This window comes from Pseudomonas sp. MF6394 (genome assembly GCF_002018845.1).
Taxonomy (GTDB): Bacteria; Pseudomonadota; Gammaproteobacteria; order Pseudomonadales; family Pseudomonadaceae; genus Aquipseudomonas; species Aquipseudomonas lactis.
On the sequence record NZ_MVOJ01000003.1, the window covers coordinates 163669 to 179392 of the forward strand.

A 15724-nucleotide genomic window follows, 5' to 3' on the forward strand; every position below is an offset into this window, starting at 1 on the left:
TCATTGGGATGTGAGCAAAGGCGGGCGGCGCAACAAACCGTGCACCGGACCGAACACCACGGACAACAAATACCCAGCGCCCGCCACCAGCACGATCGCCGGGCCGCTGGGCAGTGAGTAGTAGAACGACAGCAGCAGACCCAACCACACCGACAGGCAGCCCAGCAGCGCCGATACTGCGATCAACACCGGCAAGCGTCGGCTCCAGAAGCGTGAGGCGATGGCCGGCAACATCATCAAGCCGACCACCATCAGCGCGCCGATGGCCTGGAAACCAATCACCAGGTTCAGCACCACCAGGGTCAGGAACACGCCATGGGCGAGGGGGCCGAGGCGGCTGACCGTTTGCAGGAACAGCGGGTCGAGGGTGTCCAACAGCAGCGGTTTGTAGATCAGCGCCATGGCGATCAGGCTGAAACCCGAGACCCAGAGCATGCCGGTCAGGGTGGTTTGATCCACGGCCAGGGCGGAGCCGAACAGCAGGTGCAGCAGGTCCAGACGCTTGCCGGCAAGGCCCAGGATCAGTACGCCGGCGGCAAGAGAGATGGGGTAGATGGCCGCGAGGCTGGCGTCTTCGCGCAGACCGGTGCGGCGGGTGATCCACGCGGCCAGGCCGGCCATGCTCAGGCCCGCGCCCAGGCCGCCGAGGGTCAGCGCGGGCAAGCTCAGCCCGGCGAACCAGAAACCCAGGGCGGCGCCGGGCAGGATGCCGTGGGCCACCGCGTCACCGATCAGGCTCATGCGCCGCAGGATCAGAAACACCCCCAGCGGCGCGGTGCTGCAAGCGAGCACCAAACCGCCGATGAGTGCGCGGCGCATAAAAACGAACTCATGAAACGGCAGCCACAAGTGGGCAGTGAAGTGCATTCAGGCCACCTGCATCTGCGGTTGCGGGCGGATCAGCTCTTTGCTGGGGCCAAATAGGCAGCCGGTGTTTTTGATCTGCAGTACGTGCTGGGTGTGGTGACGCACGGAGGCCAGGTCATGGCAGACGATCACCAGGGTGCGGCCTTCGTTGTGCCAGGCATGGATGTGTTGCCAGCACAGCGCCTGGCCATCCTCGTCGAGGGCTGCGTGAGGTTCGTCGAGTAGCAGAACCGGCGCCTCGGCCAGGCTCATGCGTGCCAGCAGGGCGCGCTGCAATTCGCCGCCGGACAGTGCCATCAAGGGGCGGTGTTCCAGGCCAATCAGACACCAGTCTTCCAGCACCGCTTGCAGGCGTTGGCTGCGTTGTTGAGCGGTGTGTTGGGTGCCCCAAAAACCTGCAGCCACCAGTTCTTGCAGGCTGATAGGAAACTGGCGGTCCAAGTGTTGCTGCTGGGGCAAGAAGGCCAGGCCGCCACGGCGTGGAACATCCACGATGACTTTTCCCGCCAAAGGCTTTTGCAGGCCGGCGATGACTTTGAGCAGGCTGCTCTTGCCCGTGCCGTTGGCGCCGATGATGCCGGTGAGGCTGCCTTTTTGCAGGGTCAAATCCAGTGCCGGGGTGAGCGGTTGCCCGGGGGCACCCCAGCACAACGCGTTGCAGGTGATCATGCAGAAGCTCTCGTCCAGCGGCTTTCAGCCACGGCATCGTGCGCGTGCAGGCTTTCGGCGTGGATCACTTTGAGGTGGAAGGCGTTGATGGCATCCGAGCGCTTCAAGGCGAGGTTCAGGCGGCGAGCGGCGTCCTCGCAGAACATCAGGTTCTGCCCGTTGGCCAGGGCGAAGGCTTGTTCGTCTGCGCGTTTCACCGCGGTTTGTACGGCGGTGCCGAGCGCGGCTTCGGCAGCGTTGATCAAGTCGACTATCGGCAGGTCAGTACCTTGCAGATGAACGTGCAACTGCGCGCTGCTGCGTTGGCTGTGGGGTGTGGCGACGATGCCGTTGGCGCTGCCGAGCCAGGCCAGCACCGCTTCATGCTGTAACGGCGTGTTGGCGAAATCATCGACAAATTGCTGCTGAATCAACTGCCTGGCGAGGGCGGCGGAGCAAGGGCAGGTTGAAGAGTAAGTAACGTCAATTTTTAGTTCCACGTGGAACATCTGGTTTTCTAGACGTGCTTCGATGCTCACCGGGTAGGTCTTCCAGCCGGCTAATGGGCTGACCAGTGCAGGACGTTTAAGCAGTAACTGGGTATGGATGCGCAGGTGAGCGTTCTTAGATAAACCTTCATGTGTGTCGAGAAAACGCTGCAGTACATTACGCAGCAGTGCCGATGTCAGCGGCTGTTGATCAAGCATTTCCAGGGCCAGGTACAGGCGTGACATATGAATGCCACGGGCCGTGCCGTCGTCCAGGCTTACACCCGCGTCAGCGGTGGCGGCCAGGTGTTGACCGTCAATCAGGATCGGCAAGGCGATGCCGCACATCCCCACCCAGTCGAGTGGCAAGGCTTGGCGTGAAGCCTGCGCGGCGATATCCGGCAGAGTCAGCGCATTCATAAGCAGGTCCATCGTTGGAAATAATTCGACATGTTATAGTATAACAATGCGAGCTACGATGAATTTTCTGCTCCAGCCTTTGTTCAGTCATATCGAGTAGGGACGCTCCTTTATCTGCGGAATATGTCATGCACAGACGTCAGCTCCTCAACCTGCTGCTGGTCAGCCCCCTGTTCACCTTGCCTTTGGGGGCTTACGCCACGCAGATTCGCAATGCACGCCTGTGGCGCTCGGACGATAAGCTGCGCCTGGTGTTCGACCTCAGCGGCCCGGTGCAATACAAGACCTTTTCCCTGACTTCACCAGACCGATTGATCATCGACTTGAGTGGCGCCGGGCTCAGCGGCGACTTTTCCCAATTGGCGTTGAAGAACAGTGGGATCACCTCGATCCGTTCCGGGCATTTCGGCAAGAGCGATACGCGCATCGTGCTGGACCTGGTCGAGCCCATGCAGCTCAACAGTTTCGTGCTGCCGCCCCAGGAGGGACAAGGCCATCGCCTGGTGCTGGATTTGACCAACGCGACCCGTGCGCCCCGGCAAATCGCCGCTGAGCCGGCACCCTTGGTGGCGCCGGTAGACAAGGCGCATCCCAAGCGCGACATCATCGTGGTGGTCGACCCCGGCCATGGCGGCAAAGACCCAGGTGCCATCGGCTCCAAGGGCCAGCGCGAAAAAGATGTGGTGCTGTCGATTGCCCAGTTGCTGGCTAAACGCTTGAAACGCGAAAAGGGTTTTGACGTAAAACTGGTGCGCAACGACGACTTCTTCGTGCCGCTGCGCAAGCGCGTCGACATCGCCCGTCAGCACAAGGCCGATATGTTTATCTCGGTGCATGCCGACGCCGCACCTCGGCTGACCGCGTCGGGCGCCTCGGTGTATGCGTTGTCTGAAGGCGGCGCCACCTCGGCCACGGCGCGTTTCATGGCCCAGCGCGAAAATGGCGCCGACTTGCTGGGCGCCACCACCTTGCTCAATCTGAAGGACAAGGACCCGATGTTGGCCGGGGTGATTCTCGACATGTCGATGAACGCGACCATCGCCTCCAGCTTGCAACTGGGCAGCTCGGTATTGGGCAGCCTGCAAAGCATCACCAGCTTGCATCAGAAACGTGTGGAGCAGGCCGGGTTCGCCGTGCTCAAGTCACCGGACGTACCCTCGATTTTGGTGGAGACGGGCTTCATCTCCAACGCTCGCGACGCCCAGCGGCTGGTGACGGCGCGCCATCAACAGGCGGTGGCGGATGGCCTTTTCGAAGGCCTCAAACGTTACTTCCAGAAGAACCCACCCATGAACAGCTACATGGCCTGGGTGCAGGCGCAGAAAAACAGCCAGGCCTAACAGCCGGTCATTCGGCTGCAGGTGAACTTGGCGCTGGCGCCTCCTGAGCTGGAAAACCGGTTGATAGTGGTCCAGCCCACGCGCCGTGTGTAGCCGACCCACGCCTCGCCATCCGATGCCAACCCAGTAAAGAACGTCAGTTGCCCATACCGGCTGTTGGTCTGCGCCCAATAGCGTTTGCCGATCACTTCGAAACCGCGCAGGTAGGTGATGCTGCCGACGGTCGCCACGCTATAGGCATTGCCCAGCGGGTCCACACAGGCCAGCAGGGTGGCGCTGCGTGTGCACTTGGCCAACAGGCTGGGTGCCTGGGCGCAGGCAGGCCCGGCCGCTGCCAATAGCAGGGCGCACAGCAGATATCTCATCGGGTTTCTCAGCACAAGAAGGTGACTCAGCATTGCGCCCTTCGTCGCGGCGAGCAAGAGGGATTGGCTTATTTGTATTGTTATACTATAACATAAAAGCACAGCCCGACCCGCGAACCGTTTCCCATGACCGAACAAGATTTGTTGGCCCAACCAACGGCCGACTACATGAATGAGGCCCAACAGCGCTTCTTCCGCGAGCTGTTGCTGGCTCAGCGCGATGACCTGCAAGCCCGTATCGGCGCGCAGTTCCAGGCGCTGCGCGAGCAGGAAACCAACAGCGACCTGGCGGATATCGGCAGTGCCGAAGAACAACGCCAGTGGCAATTGCGCCTGCTGGAGCGCGAAAAGAAGCTGCTGGACAAGATCGACGACGCCCTGGAGCTGCTGGCCCGTGGCGAATACGGCTGGTGCCGTGAAACCGGCGAACCCATCGGCCTGCAACGCTTGCTGCTGCGCCCAACCGCCACCTTGTGTATCGAAGCCAAAGAACGTGAAGAGCTGCGCGAACGCCATAAACGGGCAGTTTGACCGGCCAACCTTGATGAGGAATACCTGATGCCCAATCGTCTCCCCGTGACCGTGTTGTCCGGCTTTCTCGGCGCCGGTAAAAGTACGCTGCTCAACTATGTCCTGCGCAACCGCGACAACCTGCGGGTGGCGGTGATCGTCAACGACATGAGCGAAATCAACATCGACGGCAGCGAAGTGCAGCGTGATGTCACGCTCAATCGTTCGGAAGAAAAACTGGTGGAAATGAGCAACGGCTGCATCTGCTGCACCTTGCGTGAAGACTTGCTTGAAGAAGTGGGAAAACTCGCCAAGGAAGGTCGTTTCGATTACCTGCTGATCGAATCCACCGGTATTTCCGAACCTTTGCCCGTGGCCGAAACCTTCACTTTTCGCGATGAAAACGAGCAGAGCCTGGCCGACATCGCACGCCTGGACACCATGGTCACTGTGGTCGACGGCATGAATTTCCTGCTCGACTACCAGGCTGCCGAAAGCCTGGCTTCACGGGGCGAAACTCTCGGTGAAGACGATGAGCGCTCCATCACCGACCTGTTGATCGAACAGATCGAATTCGCCGACGTCATCCTCATCAGCAAGATCGACCTGATCAGCAGCCGCGAGCGCGAAGAACTGATGGCCATCCTCGAGCGCCTCAACGCCCAGGCGGAAATCATCCCGATGGTCATGGGCGAAGTGCCGCTGAACAAGATCCTCAACACTGGCCGTTTCGACTTCGAACGCGCCGCCCAGGCCCCGGGCTGGTTGCAGGAGCTGCGCGGTGAACATGTGCCGGAAACCGAAGAATACGGCATAGCGTCCACCGCTTACCGTGCGCGCCGGCCCTTCCATCCACAGCGCTTTTTCGACTTTATCGACCGCCCCTGGGTCAACGGCAAGCTGTTGCGCTCCAAGGGTTTCTTCTGGTTGGCGAGCAAACATCAGGATGCGGGCAGTTGGTCCCAGGCGGGTGGCTTGATGCGTCATGGGTTTGCCGGGCGTTGGTGGCGCTTTGTGCCGAAAAGCCAGTGGCCGCAGGACGAAGAAAGCGTGGCGGCAATCATGGCTAACTGGCAGTTGAGCACCGGCGACTGCCGTCAGGAACTGGTGTTTATCGGGCAAAACATCGACTTTGCCCAGATGCGTGCCGAGCTGGACGCCTGCTTGCTCAACGATGAAGAAATGGCCCTGGGTGTCGAAGGTTGGCGCCAGATGCCCGACCCCTTTGGCCCTTGGTATGAGCAGGTAGCCTGATGCTGGCCCCGGTGATTCCCCTGCGCCCAGTCATCCGCCAAAGCTTCGGAGAAACGCCGCTGGCGCTGTCCGACATCCTCAATGATGGCGTCAACCTGGCGATCTGGCAGCGCCAACTGCCCCTGCATATCGCCGAGTTTGGCGCTTTGCTGGTGGCGCTCAATGAGCCACTGGCCGAATCCTTGGTGATCGAGTTGAGCAACGAAGACGCGGTGCCGAACTTGCGGGGTTTGGCGTCCAGTTGTCGTGATCTTGAAGGTTACGACGGGTTTATCGCCGATGTGTCGTGGCTGGTCAGTGCCTTCGCCTGCCTGCTCGGTGCCAAGCGCATCGGCGTGCGTTTGCGGCTGTTGGACAAGGCCATGTGCCCGCGCTTTCACGTCGATCACGTGCCGGTTCGGCTGATCACCACGTACGCCGGTATCGGTAGCCAATGGTTGCGCGAAGGTGTCATGGACCGGCGCACATTGAGCCAGGCGGATGCCGAGCCCACTGAGCGTATCGAGCAGATCCACTGCGGTGAAGTGGCGCTGCTCAAGGGCACCAAATGGCACGGCAATGAAGGGCACGGCCTGATCCATCGTTCGCCGGCGCTCAAGGCCGATGAACGACGGTTGATTCTGACGCTGGATTGGCTGGCATAACCGCGTAGGATCAAACGCTCTAAACGGCCTGAACCATGCCTCTTATGCTGCAGAACATTCCTACCCATGTGATTGCCGGGCCCTTGGGCGCCGGCAAGACCAGCCTGATCAAGCACCTGCTTGCCCAACGCCCGGCCAACGAGCGCTGGGCGGTGCTGATCAACGAGTTCGGCCAGATCGGCCTGGATGCTGCCCTACTTACCCAAGACGATGACGGTATCGCCTTGGGCGAGGTGGCGGGCGGCTGCTTGTGCTGTGTGAACGGCGCACCCTTCCAGGTAGGGCTGGGCCGTTTGTTGCGTAAGGCCAAGCCGGATCGGTTGTTTATCGAGCCCTCAGGCCTGGGCCATCCGGCGCAACTGCTCAAGCAACTGCGGCAGGCGCCATGGCAAGACGTGCTGGCGGTGCAGCCTTGTGTGCTGGTACTCGATGCCCAAGCGTTGGCGGCGGGCAGGCCGTTGCCGAAGGCACAGCAGGAGGCGTTGGCCAGTGCCGGTCTGCTGGTGCTGAACAAGGATGAGACGCTGACTGCCACGCAACGTCAGACGATTGAAGCGCAATTACCCGATTGCCCGCTCCATTGGACACGCCAGGCGCAATTGCCACTCGACCGGTTGCCCGGTTTGAAAGCACAGGCCCATGGCGCTGTGGATAACTTCGCGGTGTCTGAAGCAGTGGGGCAAATGCCGGCGATCTGGAGCGACCCTGGGCTGCCGATTTGTCTGAGCCAGAGCCAGGAGGGCGGCTGGAGCATCGGCTGGCGCTGGCACCCAAGCCAGCGATTCGATGTCAGCCGTCTGCATCAGTGGCTCTCAAGTCTTCACTGGCGCCGTGCCAAACTGGTTATCCACAGTGTCGAGGGTTGGGTGTCCGCCAACGCTGTGGATAACACTCCACTGGACTGGCAACCCAGCGCATGGCGGCGCGATTCGCGTGTTGAATTGATCTTCAGTGAACCACAGGACGTGGCCGCCTTGCAGAGTTCCCTGGCAGCCTGCCGTTACTGATGTTTCTTGCTGGCGTGATCCTGGCGCCACTGGCTCAACTCGATGATCTCGGCACTGGGCAGCGGCTCCTTGGTTTGGAACGGGTAGGGCGCCAGTTCGATCTGCGCACTGTGGGCGCCAAATTGGGTGATGACCCCGGCATGCCGGGTTTCGCCGGTCACGGTGAACTCGAAATTATAGATACGCGCCAAGCGTCGGCGGCCATTGGCATCCTTGACGAAACCGATGCGTTTAAGTGCCACGGCACCGTCGAGCAGCTCGATATCGAGCTTGGCGCAATGCTGCTTGACCCGCGCCAGCGCCCGTTCACGCAGGCCGTGGTTGTGCCAAACCCAGGCGGCGCCGGTCGCCAGCAGCATCAAGACGAAGATGTTTCCCAGGGTCAGCATTCCATGAACTCCAACAAAGTGAGCGCAGCTTAACTGTGTCGCCGGTCTGTCGTACAGGCTGCGTTTAGTCGCATACTGCTCGGCCAGAAATTCAACGGTTTTACGGAAATCTCCCGCATGAAACGTACACCTCACCTGCTTGCGATCCAGTCTCATGTGGTCTTCGGCCACGCCGGAAACAGCGCCGCCGTGTTCCCCATGCAGCGGGTCGGGGTGAACGTCTGGCCGCTCAACACGGTGCAGTTCTCCAACCACACACAGTATGGACAGTGGGCGGGCGAAGTGTTGGCGCCGCAGCAAATTCCTGCATTGGTGGAGGGCATTGCCGCGATCGGCGAGCTGGGCAACTGTGATGCGGTGCTGTCCGGATACCTGGGCAGTGCAGACCAGGGCCGCGCCATCCTCAGCGGTGTGGCGCGCATCAAGGCGATCAACCCCAAGGCGCTGTACCTGTGCGACCCGGTGATGGGCCACCCGGAAAAGGGTTGCATCGTGCCGCAGGAGGTCAGCGATTTCCTCTTGGATGAAGCCGCCGCCATGGCGGACTTCCTGTGCCCCAACCAACTGGAGCTGGACAGTTTTGCCGGGCGCAAGCCGCAATCGCTGTTCGATTGCCTGGCGATGGCCAAGGCCTTGCTGGCGCGCGGGCCCAAGGCGGTGTTGGTCAAGCACTTGGATTACCCAGGCAAACTGCCAGAAGGCTTTGAAATGCTGTTGGTGACGGCTGATGGCAGTTGGCACTTACGTCGGCCACTGCTGGCGTTTCCGCGTCAGCCAGTGGGCGTGGGCGACCTGACGTCGGGGCTGTTCCTGGCGCGGGTACTGTTGGGTGATAGCCTGGTGGCTGCCTTTGAATTCACCGCCGCGGCCGTGCATGAAGTGCTGCTGGAAACCCAGGCCTGCGCCAGCTATGAACTGGAACTGGTGCGGGCCCAGGACCGTATTGCCCATCCGCGTGTGCGCTTCGAAGCCACACCGATCAGTTTGTAAGCACACAAAACCCATTTTGATTGGGTTTACAAATTACGGCGCGTCGGCTTTGATTTCCCGGTAGCGCTTTTCCAATTCCTGGCGAATCTGCCGACGCTGCTGAGCCTGCACAAAGCGGCGCTTGTCTTCGCTGTTCTGCGGCTGCAACGGCGGTACAGCGGCAGGTTTGCGCTGGTCGTCCACGGCCACCATGGTGAAGAAGCAGCTGTTGGTATGGCGCACCGAGCGTTCACGGATGTTCTCGGTCACCACCTTGATGCCCACTTCCATCGACGTATTGCCGGTGTAGTTGACTGACGCCAGGAAGGTCACCAGTTCACCGACATGGATCGGCTCGCGAAAGATCACCTGGTCTACTGACAGCGTGACCACATAACGACCGGCATAACGGCTGGCGCAGGCATAGGCCACTTCGTCGAGGTACTTGAGCAGCGTACCGCCGTGCACATTGCCAGAGAAGTTGGCCATGTCAGGGGTCATCAGTACCGTCATCGACAGCTGGGCGTTTCCGGGTTCCATAGCACACTCACGGGTTGTAGGCATTGGTTGGGGGGAAGGCACCTCTGCGGGTACTCAAGGTCTTTGCAGCGCCATCCCTAACGGGACGCCGTCAGGCGGCTTGCCGTCACGCGCGCAGCGATCTGTTTCCATATATTGCACCGGCTTTCCAGCAGAAGTCGCGGTGTTACCCTTCAAAAGCCCTTCTCAGGGCTTTTCTTACGATCAAGGCAGACTTTTCCGACCCTACAAAGGCGCGGCCGGAAGTGGGAAAAGCGCCGGCACCCTCAAGGAGCCCCTCGCCATGCACGCCATCAGCTTTATCCAGGACTTGGCCGTGATCATGCTGGTGGCAGGGGTGGTCACCATCCTGTTTCACCGCTTCAAGCAGCCGGTGGTGTTGGGCTACATCGTCGCCGGCTTCATTATCGGCCCCCACACCCCGCCCTTTGGCCTGATCCACGATGAAGACACGATCAAGACCCTGGCGGAGCTGGGGGTCATCTTCCTGATGTTCTGCCTGGGCCTGGAATTCAGCCTGCGCAAGCTATTCAAAGTCGGGGCCACGGCGTTTATCGCGGCGTTCCTGGAAATCGTGCTGATGATCTGGATCGGCTACGAGATCGGTCGCTGGTTCGACTGGAGCACCATGGACTCGCTGTTCCTCGGTGCGATCCTGGCGATCTCCTCGACCACCATTATCGTCAAGGCCCTCAACGACCTGAAGATGAAAGACCAGCGGTTCGCCCAGCTGATTTTCGGTGTGCTGATTGTCGAGGACATCCTGGGTATCGGCATCATTGCCTTGCTGTCGAGCATCGCGGTGAGTGGCACGGTCAGCTCCGGTGAGGTGTTCTCCACGGTCGGCAAGCTCTCGCTGTTCATGATCGTCGCGCTGGTGATTGGTATTTTGCTGGTGCCGCGCCTGCTGGCTTATGTGGCCAAGTTTGAAAGCAACGAGATGCTGCTGATCACGGTATTGGGGCTGTGCTTTGGTTTCTGCCTGCTGGTGGTGAAGTTGGAATACAGCATGGTGCTCGGGGCCTTTCTGATCGGCGCAATCATGGCTGAATCCCGCCAGTTGATTAAGATTGAACGCCTGATCGAACCCGTTCGCGACATGTTCAGCGCGATTTTCTTCGTAGCGATTGGCTTGATGATCGACCCTCAGATCCTGCTGCAATACGCCTGGCCCATTGCGGTGATCACCGTCGCCGTGGTGCTGGGCAAGATGCTGTCTTGCGGGCTGGGCGCGTTTATCGCCGGCAACGATGGCCGCACCTCGCTGCGGGTGGGTATGGGGCTGTCACAAATTGGCGAGTTTTCTTTCATCATCGCAGCGCTGGGGATGACCCTGCAGGTCACCAGCGACTTTCTGTACCCCGTAGCGGTGGCCGTTTCGGCGATCACCACGCTGCTCACGCCCTACCTGATTCGTGGCGCGGACCCACTGTCGTTGAAGATCGCGGCGGTGATGCCCAAGCGTATGAGCCGAGTGTTCGGCATGTATGGCGAATGGCTGCGCAGCATTCAGCCTCAGGGCGAGGGGGCGATGTTGGCCGCGATGATCCGCAAGATCATCCTGCAGGTCGGGGTAAACCTGGCGTTGGTGATCGCGATCTTCTTTGCCGGCAGTTTTTTCGCGGGGCGCATCGGTGGGTACCTGGAGGGCTGGATCAGCGATCAAAGTTGGCAGAAAGCGTTGATCTGGGGCGGGGCGCTGCTGGTGTCGTTGCCGTTTCTGATTGCGGCGTATCGCAAGCTCAAGGCGTTGTCGATGCTGCTGGCGGAGATGAGCGTGAAGCCGGAAATGGCCGGGCGGCATACCCAGCGTGTGCGCCGGGTGATTGCCGAGCTGATCCCCATCTTGTCGCTGCTGGTGATCTTCCTGCTATTGGCAGCCTTGTCGGCCAGTATTCTGCCGACCAACAAGTTGCTGGTGCTGATTGCCGTGGTCACGGCGGCGGTGGCGGCAGTGCTCTGGCGCTGGTTTATCCGTGTGCATACGCGGATGCAGGTTGCGTTGCTGGAGACGCTGGATAACCACAAAGATACACAGTAGGAGCGAGCTTGCTCGCGAAGAACGTTAACGATAACGCGGCAAACCTGACACCCAGCGGCGCCCTCAGGTTTCTCGCGAGCAAGCTCGGCTCCTACAAGGGACTCAGCTTTCCAGCCAGACGTCCCGTGCCCAGTGCCACACCGATTCCCAGGATTCTTCGGTGACGATTTCTTCTTCGCCAGACCACAGCACCACGGTGCCGTCTTCTTCGACGCAGTAGTAGTCGTCACCGTCTTGGCAGATTGGGATCAGCTCACGGGGTACACCAAAGTCCCAGGCGTTTGCAGCCACTTCAGGCAGGTAGGTATGGGAGCCTGGGTCGGTAATGGTCACTGGCTCCAAGCTGCCGTACACCACATCACTGACGGTCAGCAGGAATTCCTTGAAGACGAACGGAATATTGATGAACAGCTGTTCTTCAACTTCCACCAGTTGGTCTTCGTCAGGTAGCTCCAAAGGAACCGGGACCGGTTCGTTGGCTTCACGCAGTTGTTCGATGATTTCTTCCACGGCCGGGATCCTCTTGCTAGATGGCGCGGTTTATAGGGGCGTTTTATACAGTAGCTCGCTATAAGTGCAACCGTGAAATAGAAAACCCCGGACATGTCCGGGGTTTTTGTTACCGCTTGCTCAACCGCGCAGGTATTAGCCGTTCTGGCGGATACCGGCGACCAGCCATGGCTGGTCGTCGCCCTGGGCGCGTTCCATGTTCCAGCTTTCGCTGAACACTTCGCCCTGGTCGAAACGCGAGGACTTCGACACACCGCTGAAGGTCAGGGTGGCGATGGTCTTGTCGGCGCGATCATCCACGCCGTCGAGCTGTACGCGCAGGTCGTCGATGTAGGTCGACTGGAAGGCGTCACCGATCTCGGCACGTTCGCGCTTGAGGAACTCCAGCAGCTGCGGGGTCACGAACTCGGAGATCTTGTCCATTTCGTTGGCGTCCCAGTGCTGTTGCAGGGACTGGAAGTGGCTGCGGGCCGCTTCGACGAAACGCTCTTCGTTGAACCAGGCCGGTGCGTTGATCACCGGACGGGCGGCAGGGGCTGGCGAACCACCGAAGATCGAACCCATGGCAGGCTTTTGCTCGAACGCTTCACGCTGCATCGGCGCGCCGGCTGGAGCCAGGTGCTCCTGCTGCTTGCGGCGACGGGCGGCGATAAAGCGGAAGACCAAAAAGGCGATGACGCCCATGATCAGGATGTCGAAGATCTGCATGCCCTGGAAGCCGTCGCCCATGAACATGGACGCCAGCAGGCCACCGGCGGCGATGCCGGCCAGTGGGCCCAGCCAGCGCGAAGCACCGCCGGCCTTGGCAGCAGCGCCAGCGGCACCGGCACCGGCTGCGCCTGCAGTCGCCGCAGCACCGCCCGCACCGGCGGATGGAGCCATTTGGCTGGTCTGGTGAGTCGGTGCCGCGCCCGAGCTTTTGCCGCCACCGAAGCGTTTGGCGTTGGCGTCGAGGCTCATCGTCAGGCCGATGCACAACGCCATGGCGATGCTAAGAAAACGTTTCATATAGGGAATTCCCATTTGTGGATTGCACGCGCGCCATGTTGCACAGGTGTCGTGGCAGTGGCTAGCGGCATAATGTTTCGGGCTTTTGCGTAAGACCAAATCCGAAGGGTCTGTAGGACTAATTACAGATATTGGCCCGCACTCGTGAAATACAAGGGCGCGGCCGTATCTTCCCGTAGGAGCGAGCTTGCTCGCGAAAATCGTCAACGATTACGTGGGCATTCTGGATGCACGCATTGTCTGGGCGTTCTTCGCGAGCAAGCTCGCTCCTACAGGAATGGGGTTCAGACCGCTTCGAGCTTGGCGTAACCCATCATCAGCCACTTGCTGCCCTCGGCGAAGTTCACCTGCACCCGGGCCTGGGCGCCGGCGCCTTCGAAGTTGAGGATCACGCCTTCGCCGAAGATCGCATGTTTGACCTGCTGGCCCAGGCTGAACGGGGTTTCCGGTATTTCGGAGCCGGCAAACATGCTGCTGGAGTTCTGTTGCTGGCCACCGCCGAACGGGCGGCTGACGCTGTTGGACAGGCGAACTTCCTGGATCAGGCCCTTAGGCACCTCACGTACGAAGCGCGACACCTTGTTGTAGGTTTCGCTGCCGTACAGGCGTCGGGTCTCGGCGTAGGTCATCACCAGGTTCTGCATCGCCCGGGTAATGCCCACGTAGGCCAGGCGGCGTTCTTCTTCAAGACGGCCAGGTTCTTCCAGGCTCATCTTGTGAGGGAACAGGCCTTCTTCCATGCCCACCAGGAACACGTAAGGGAATTCCAGGCCCTTGGCGCTGTGCAAGGTCATCAGCTGGATGCTGTCTTCATGCTCATCGGCCTGGGTATCGCCGGCTTCCAGCGAGGCGTGACCCAGGAAGGCGGCGAGCGGCGTCAGCTCTTCGTCGTCATCGGTGTTTTCGAACGCACGGGCGGCGCTGACCAGCTCCTCAAGGTTTTCTACCCGAGCCTGGCCTTTCTCGCCTTTTTCCGCTTCGTGATAGGCGATCAGCCCGGACTGCTCGATAACAGTCTGAGTCATCAGGTGCAGCGGCATCTCTGCGCACTTGGCCGCCAGGTTCTCGATCAGCTCGACGAACACGCCCAACGCCCCGGCAGCACGGCCAGTCAGGCCTTTGTTGGCGATCAGCAAGCGCATGGCTTCCCACATCGACACATCGGCATGGCGCGCATGGTCGCGGATCGCTTCGACGGTTTTCTCGCCAATGCCACGCGCCGGGATATTGATCACCCGCTCCAGCGCCGCATCGTTACCCCGGCCTTCAAGCAAGCGCAGGTAGGCCATGGCGTTCTTGATTTCGGCACGTTCAAAGAAGCGCTGGCCGCCGTAGATGCGGTACGGAATGCGCTCGCGCAGCAAGGCTTCCTCCAGCACCCGCGATTGGGCGTTGGAACGGTACAGGATCGCGATATCGCTACGGGCCAGGCCGGTTTTCAGTGCGCTTTCGATGGTTTCCACCACGTAGCGCGCTTCATCGTGCTCATTGAACGCTGCGTACAGGTTGATCGCTTCGCCTTCGCCGCCGTCGGTCCACAGCTCTTTGCCCAGGCGCCCGGTGTTGTTGGCGATCAAGGCGTTGGCCGCCTTGAGGATCCCGGCGGTGGAGCGGTAATTCTGCTCCAGACGGATGGTCACCGCGTCCGGGAAGTCTTCGGAATACTGGTAGATGTTCTCGATTTTCGCGCCACGCCAGCCGTAGATCGACTGGTCGTCATCGCCCACCACCATCAGGCTGTCGCCGCCCTTGGCCAGCAGGCGCAACCAGGCGTACTGCACGGCGTTGGTGTCCTGGAACTCGTCCACCAGAATGTGGCGGAAGCGTTTCTGGTAATGGGCCAGCAAACCGGGGTTGTCGCGCCACAGGTCGAGGGCACGCAACAGCAGTTCGGAGAAGTCGATGACGCCGGCGCGCACGCAGGCCGCTTCATAGGCTTCATAAATGCTGCGCATGGTGGCCAGGAACAGGTCACCGCTGGCCTGGATATGTTGCGGGCGCAGGCCTTCGTCTTTCTGGCCGTTGATAAACCACTGCGCCTGGCGCGCCGGCCAGCGTTGTTCGTCCAGGCCCAGCTCGCGGATCACGCGCTTGACCAGGCGTTGCTGGTCGTCGCTGTCGAGAATCTGGAAGGTCTGGCTCAGCCCCGCTTCCTGCCAATGCGCCCGCAACAGGCGGTGCGCCAGGCCGTGGAACGTGCCCACCCACATGCCGGCCGGGCTGATGCCCATCAACTGCTCGATGCGATGACGCATCTCGGCAGCGGCCTTGTTGGTGAAGGTCACCGACAGGATGGAATGCGGGGACGCGTTCTCGACCTGGATCAACCAGGCGATACGGTGCACCAGCACTCGGGTTTTACCGGAGCCAGCACCGGCCAGGACCAACTGACGGCCAACGGGGGCCGCTACGGCCTGGCGTTGGGCATCGTTGAGGGAGTTCAGCAAAAGAGAGAGATCATCGCGCATCGACGCATTCTATGGGCCTTGGGGGGCCTGGGCAAATCCCAATGCCGGATGGTCGATGCAAAACGCCTGCACGTTAGCGCCGGAGGCGAACATTCTGGCGGGGGTGATGACCGGTTGGTCATCGGCCGCAGCCCGTGCCGTGTCTTGCCCAAGCGGTCTGGGCCAAAGGTTTGCGGCCAATCGCAACAGGTTTTTTATGACTTGTAGCAGTTTGGCCCGGGCGCTTGCTTGTGTATGCTCCGTCGACGTTTCGGGC

The 15724-nt window shown here is 60.7% G+C and carries 16 protein-coding genes; 7 read left to right on the forward strand and 9 right to left on the reverse strand.

What is annotated here, in order from left to right; all coding sequences use genetic code 11:
• Genes MF6394_RS05290 through folE2 form a run of 3 tightly spaced genes read right to left on the reverse strand, consistent with a single transcriptional unit; the run spans nt 1 to nt 2423 of the window.
• Entirely contained in the window at nt 1-867 is an 867-nt protein-coding gene (locus tag MF6394_RS05290) for a metal ABC transporter permease (RefSeq protein WP_003195772.1), read from the reverse strand.
• Complete coding sequence (locus MF6394_RS05295) at nt 868-1536, reverse strand: metal ABC transporter ATP-binding protein (protein WP_078466279.1); 669 nt, start codon at nt 1534-1536, stop codon at nt 868-870. It abuts the gene before it with no gap.
• Complete coding sequence (gene folE2 / locus MF6394_RS05300; RefSeq protein WP_078466280.1) at nt 1533-2423, reverse strand: GTP cyclohydrolase FolE2; 891 nt, start codon at nt 2421-2423, stop codon at nt 1533-1535. The genes MF6394_RS05295 and folE2 overlap by 4 nt, the downstream gene beginning before the upstream one ends.
• A 128-nt stretch (nt 2424-2551) precedes the next feature.
• Here folE2 and MF6394_RS05305 point away from each other — a divergent pair, with 128 nt between their 5' ends.
• Complete coding sequence (locus tag MF6394_RS05305; protein WP_047712765.1) at nt 2552-3763, forward strand: N-acetylmuramoyl-L-alanine amidase; 1212 nt, start codon at nt 2552-2554, stop codon at nt 3761-3763.
• Here the strand turns inward: MF6394_RS05305 and MF6394_RS05310 are convergent.
• The gene (locus MF6394_RS05310) at nt 3760-4128 is read right to left on the reverse strand and encodes a hypothetical protein (RefSeq protein ID WP_047712764.1); all 369 of its coding nucleotides are present in this window, start codon (nt 4126-4128) and stop codon (nt 3760-3762) included. The two genes, MF6394_RS05305 and MF6394_RS05310, sit on opposite strands and share 4 nt — an antisense overlap.
• A gap of 126 nt (nt 4129-4254) precedes the next feature.
• On the opposite strand from MF6394_RS05310, the gene dksA reads away from it, so the two are divergent.
• Genes dksA through MF6394_RS05330 form a run of 4 tightly spaced genes read left to right on the forward strand, consistent with a single transcriptional unit; the run spans nt 4255 to nt 7543 of the window.
• Complete coding sequence (gene dksA, locus MF6394_RS05315) at nt 4255-4659, forward strand: RNA polymerase-binding protein DksA (protein WP_078466281.1); 405 nt, start codon at nt 4255-4257, stop codon at nt 4657-4659.
• 27 nt (nt 4660-4686) lie between these two features.
• Complete coding sequence (gene zigA, locus MF6394_RS05320) at nt 4687-5892, forward strand: zinc metallochaperone GTPase ZigA (RefSeq protein WP_044270079.1); 1206 nt, start codon at nt 4687-4689, stop codon at nt 5890-5892.
• A complete protein-coding gene (locus MF6394_RS05325; protein WP_078466282.1) occupies nt 5892-6536 on the forward strand; it encodes a DUF1826 domain-containing protein in 645 nt (214 codons plus the stop codon). Before zigA ends, MF6394_RS05325 begins: the two co-directional genes overlap by 1 nt.
• A 44-nt stretch (nt 6537-6580) precedes the next feature.
• Nucleotides 6581-7543 carry a CobW family GTP-binding protein gene (locus MF6394_RS05330; protein WP_078466283.1) on the forward strand — a complete coding sequence of 321 codons (963 nt, stop codon included), beginning with the start codon at nt 6581-6583 and terminating at the stop codon, nt 7541-7543.
• Here the strand turns inward: MF6394_RS05330 and MF6394_RS05335 are convergent.
• Nucleotides 7537-7932 carry a DUF3301 domain-containing protein gene (locus MF6394_RS05335; protein ID WP_044270074.1) on the reverse strand — a complete coding sequence of 132 codons (396 nt, stop codon included), beginning with the start codon at nt 7930-7932 and terminating at the stop codon, nt 7537-7539. The two genes, MF6394_RS05330 and MF6394_RS05335, sit on opposite strands and share 7 nt — an antisense overlap.
• Before the next feature lie 117 nt (nt 7933-8049).
• Between MF6394_RS05335 and pdxY the strand changes: the two genes are divergently transcribed.
• Nucleotides 8050-8922, forward strand: a complete 873-nt coding sequence (gene pdxY / locus MF6394_RS05340) for a pyridoxal kinase PdxY (RefSeq protein WP_003195749.1) — start codon at nt 8050-8052, stop codon at nt 8920-8922.
• A 33-nt stretch (nt 8923-8955) separates the two neighbouring features.
• Here pdxY and MF6394_RS05345 read toward each other — a convergent pair whose 3' ends face one another.
• Entirely contained in the window at nt 8956-9441 is a 486-nt protein-coding gene (locus MF6394_RS05345; protein ID WP_003195747.1) for an acyl-CoA thioesterase, read from the reverse strand.
• 283 nt (nt 9442-9724) lie between these two features.
• Here MF6394_RS05345 and MF6394_RS05350 point away from each other — a divergent pair, with 283 nt between their 5' ends.
• Nucleotides 9725-11482: a cation:proton antiporter gene (locus MF6394_RS05350; RefSeq protein WP_047712760.1), complete on the forward strand. Its 1758-nt coding sequence runs from the start codon at nt 9725-9727 to the stop codon at nt 11480-11482.
• Nucleotides 11483-11584: 102 nt separating this feature from the next.
• Here the strand turns inward: MF6394_RS05350 and MF6394_RS05355 are convergent, their stop codons facing one another.
• The 3 genes from MF6394_RS05355 to uvrD all read right to left on the reverse strand — a co-directional run bounded on the left by MF6394_RS05355 (nt 11585) and on the right by uvrD (nt 15468).
• On the reverse strand, nt 11585-11992 hold the full coding sequence (locus MF6394_RS05355) for an SMI1/KNR4 family protein (protein ID WP_044270070.1): 408 nt from the start codon (nt 11990-11992) through the stop codon (nt 11585-11587).
• A 135-nt stretch (nt 11993-12127) separates the two neighbouring features.
• Nucleotides 12128-13000, reverse strand: coding sequence for a Tim44 domain-containing protein (locus MF6394_RS05360; protein WP_078466284.1), 873 nt, complete (start codon nt 12998-13000; stop codon nt 12128-12130).
• A gap of 284 nt (nt 13001-13284) precedes the next feature.
• A complete protein-coding gene (gene uvrD, locus MF6394_RS05365) occupies nt 13285-15468 on the reverse strand; it encodes a DNA helicase II (protein ID WP_044270067.1) in 2184 nt (727 codons plus the stop codon).
• Nucleotides 15469-15724 lie beyond the last annotated feature (256 nt).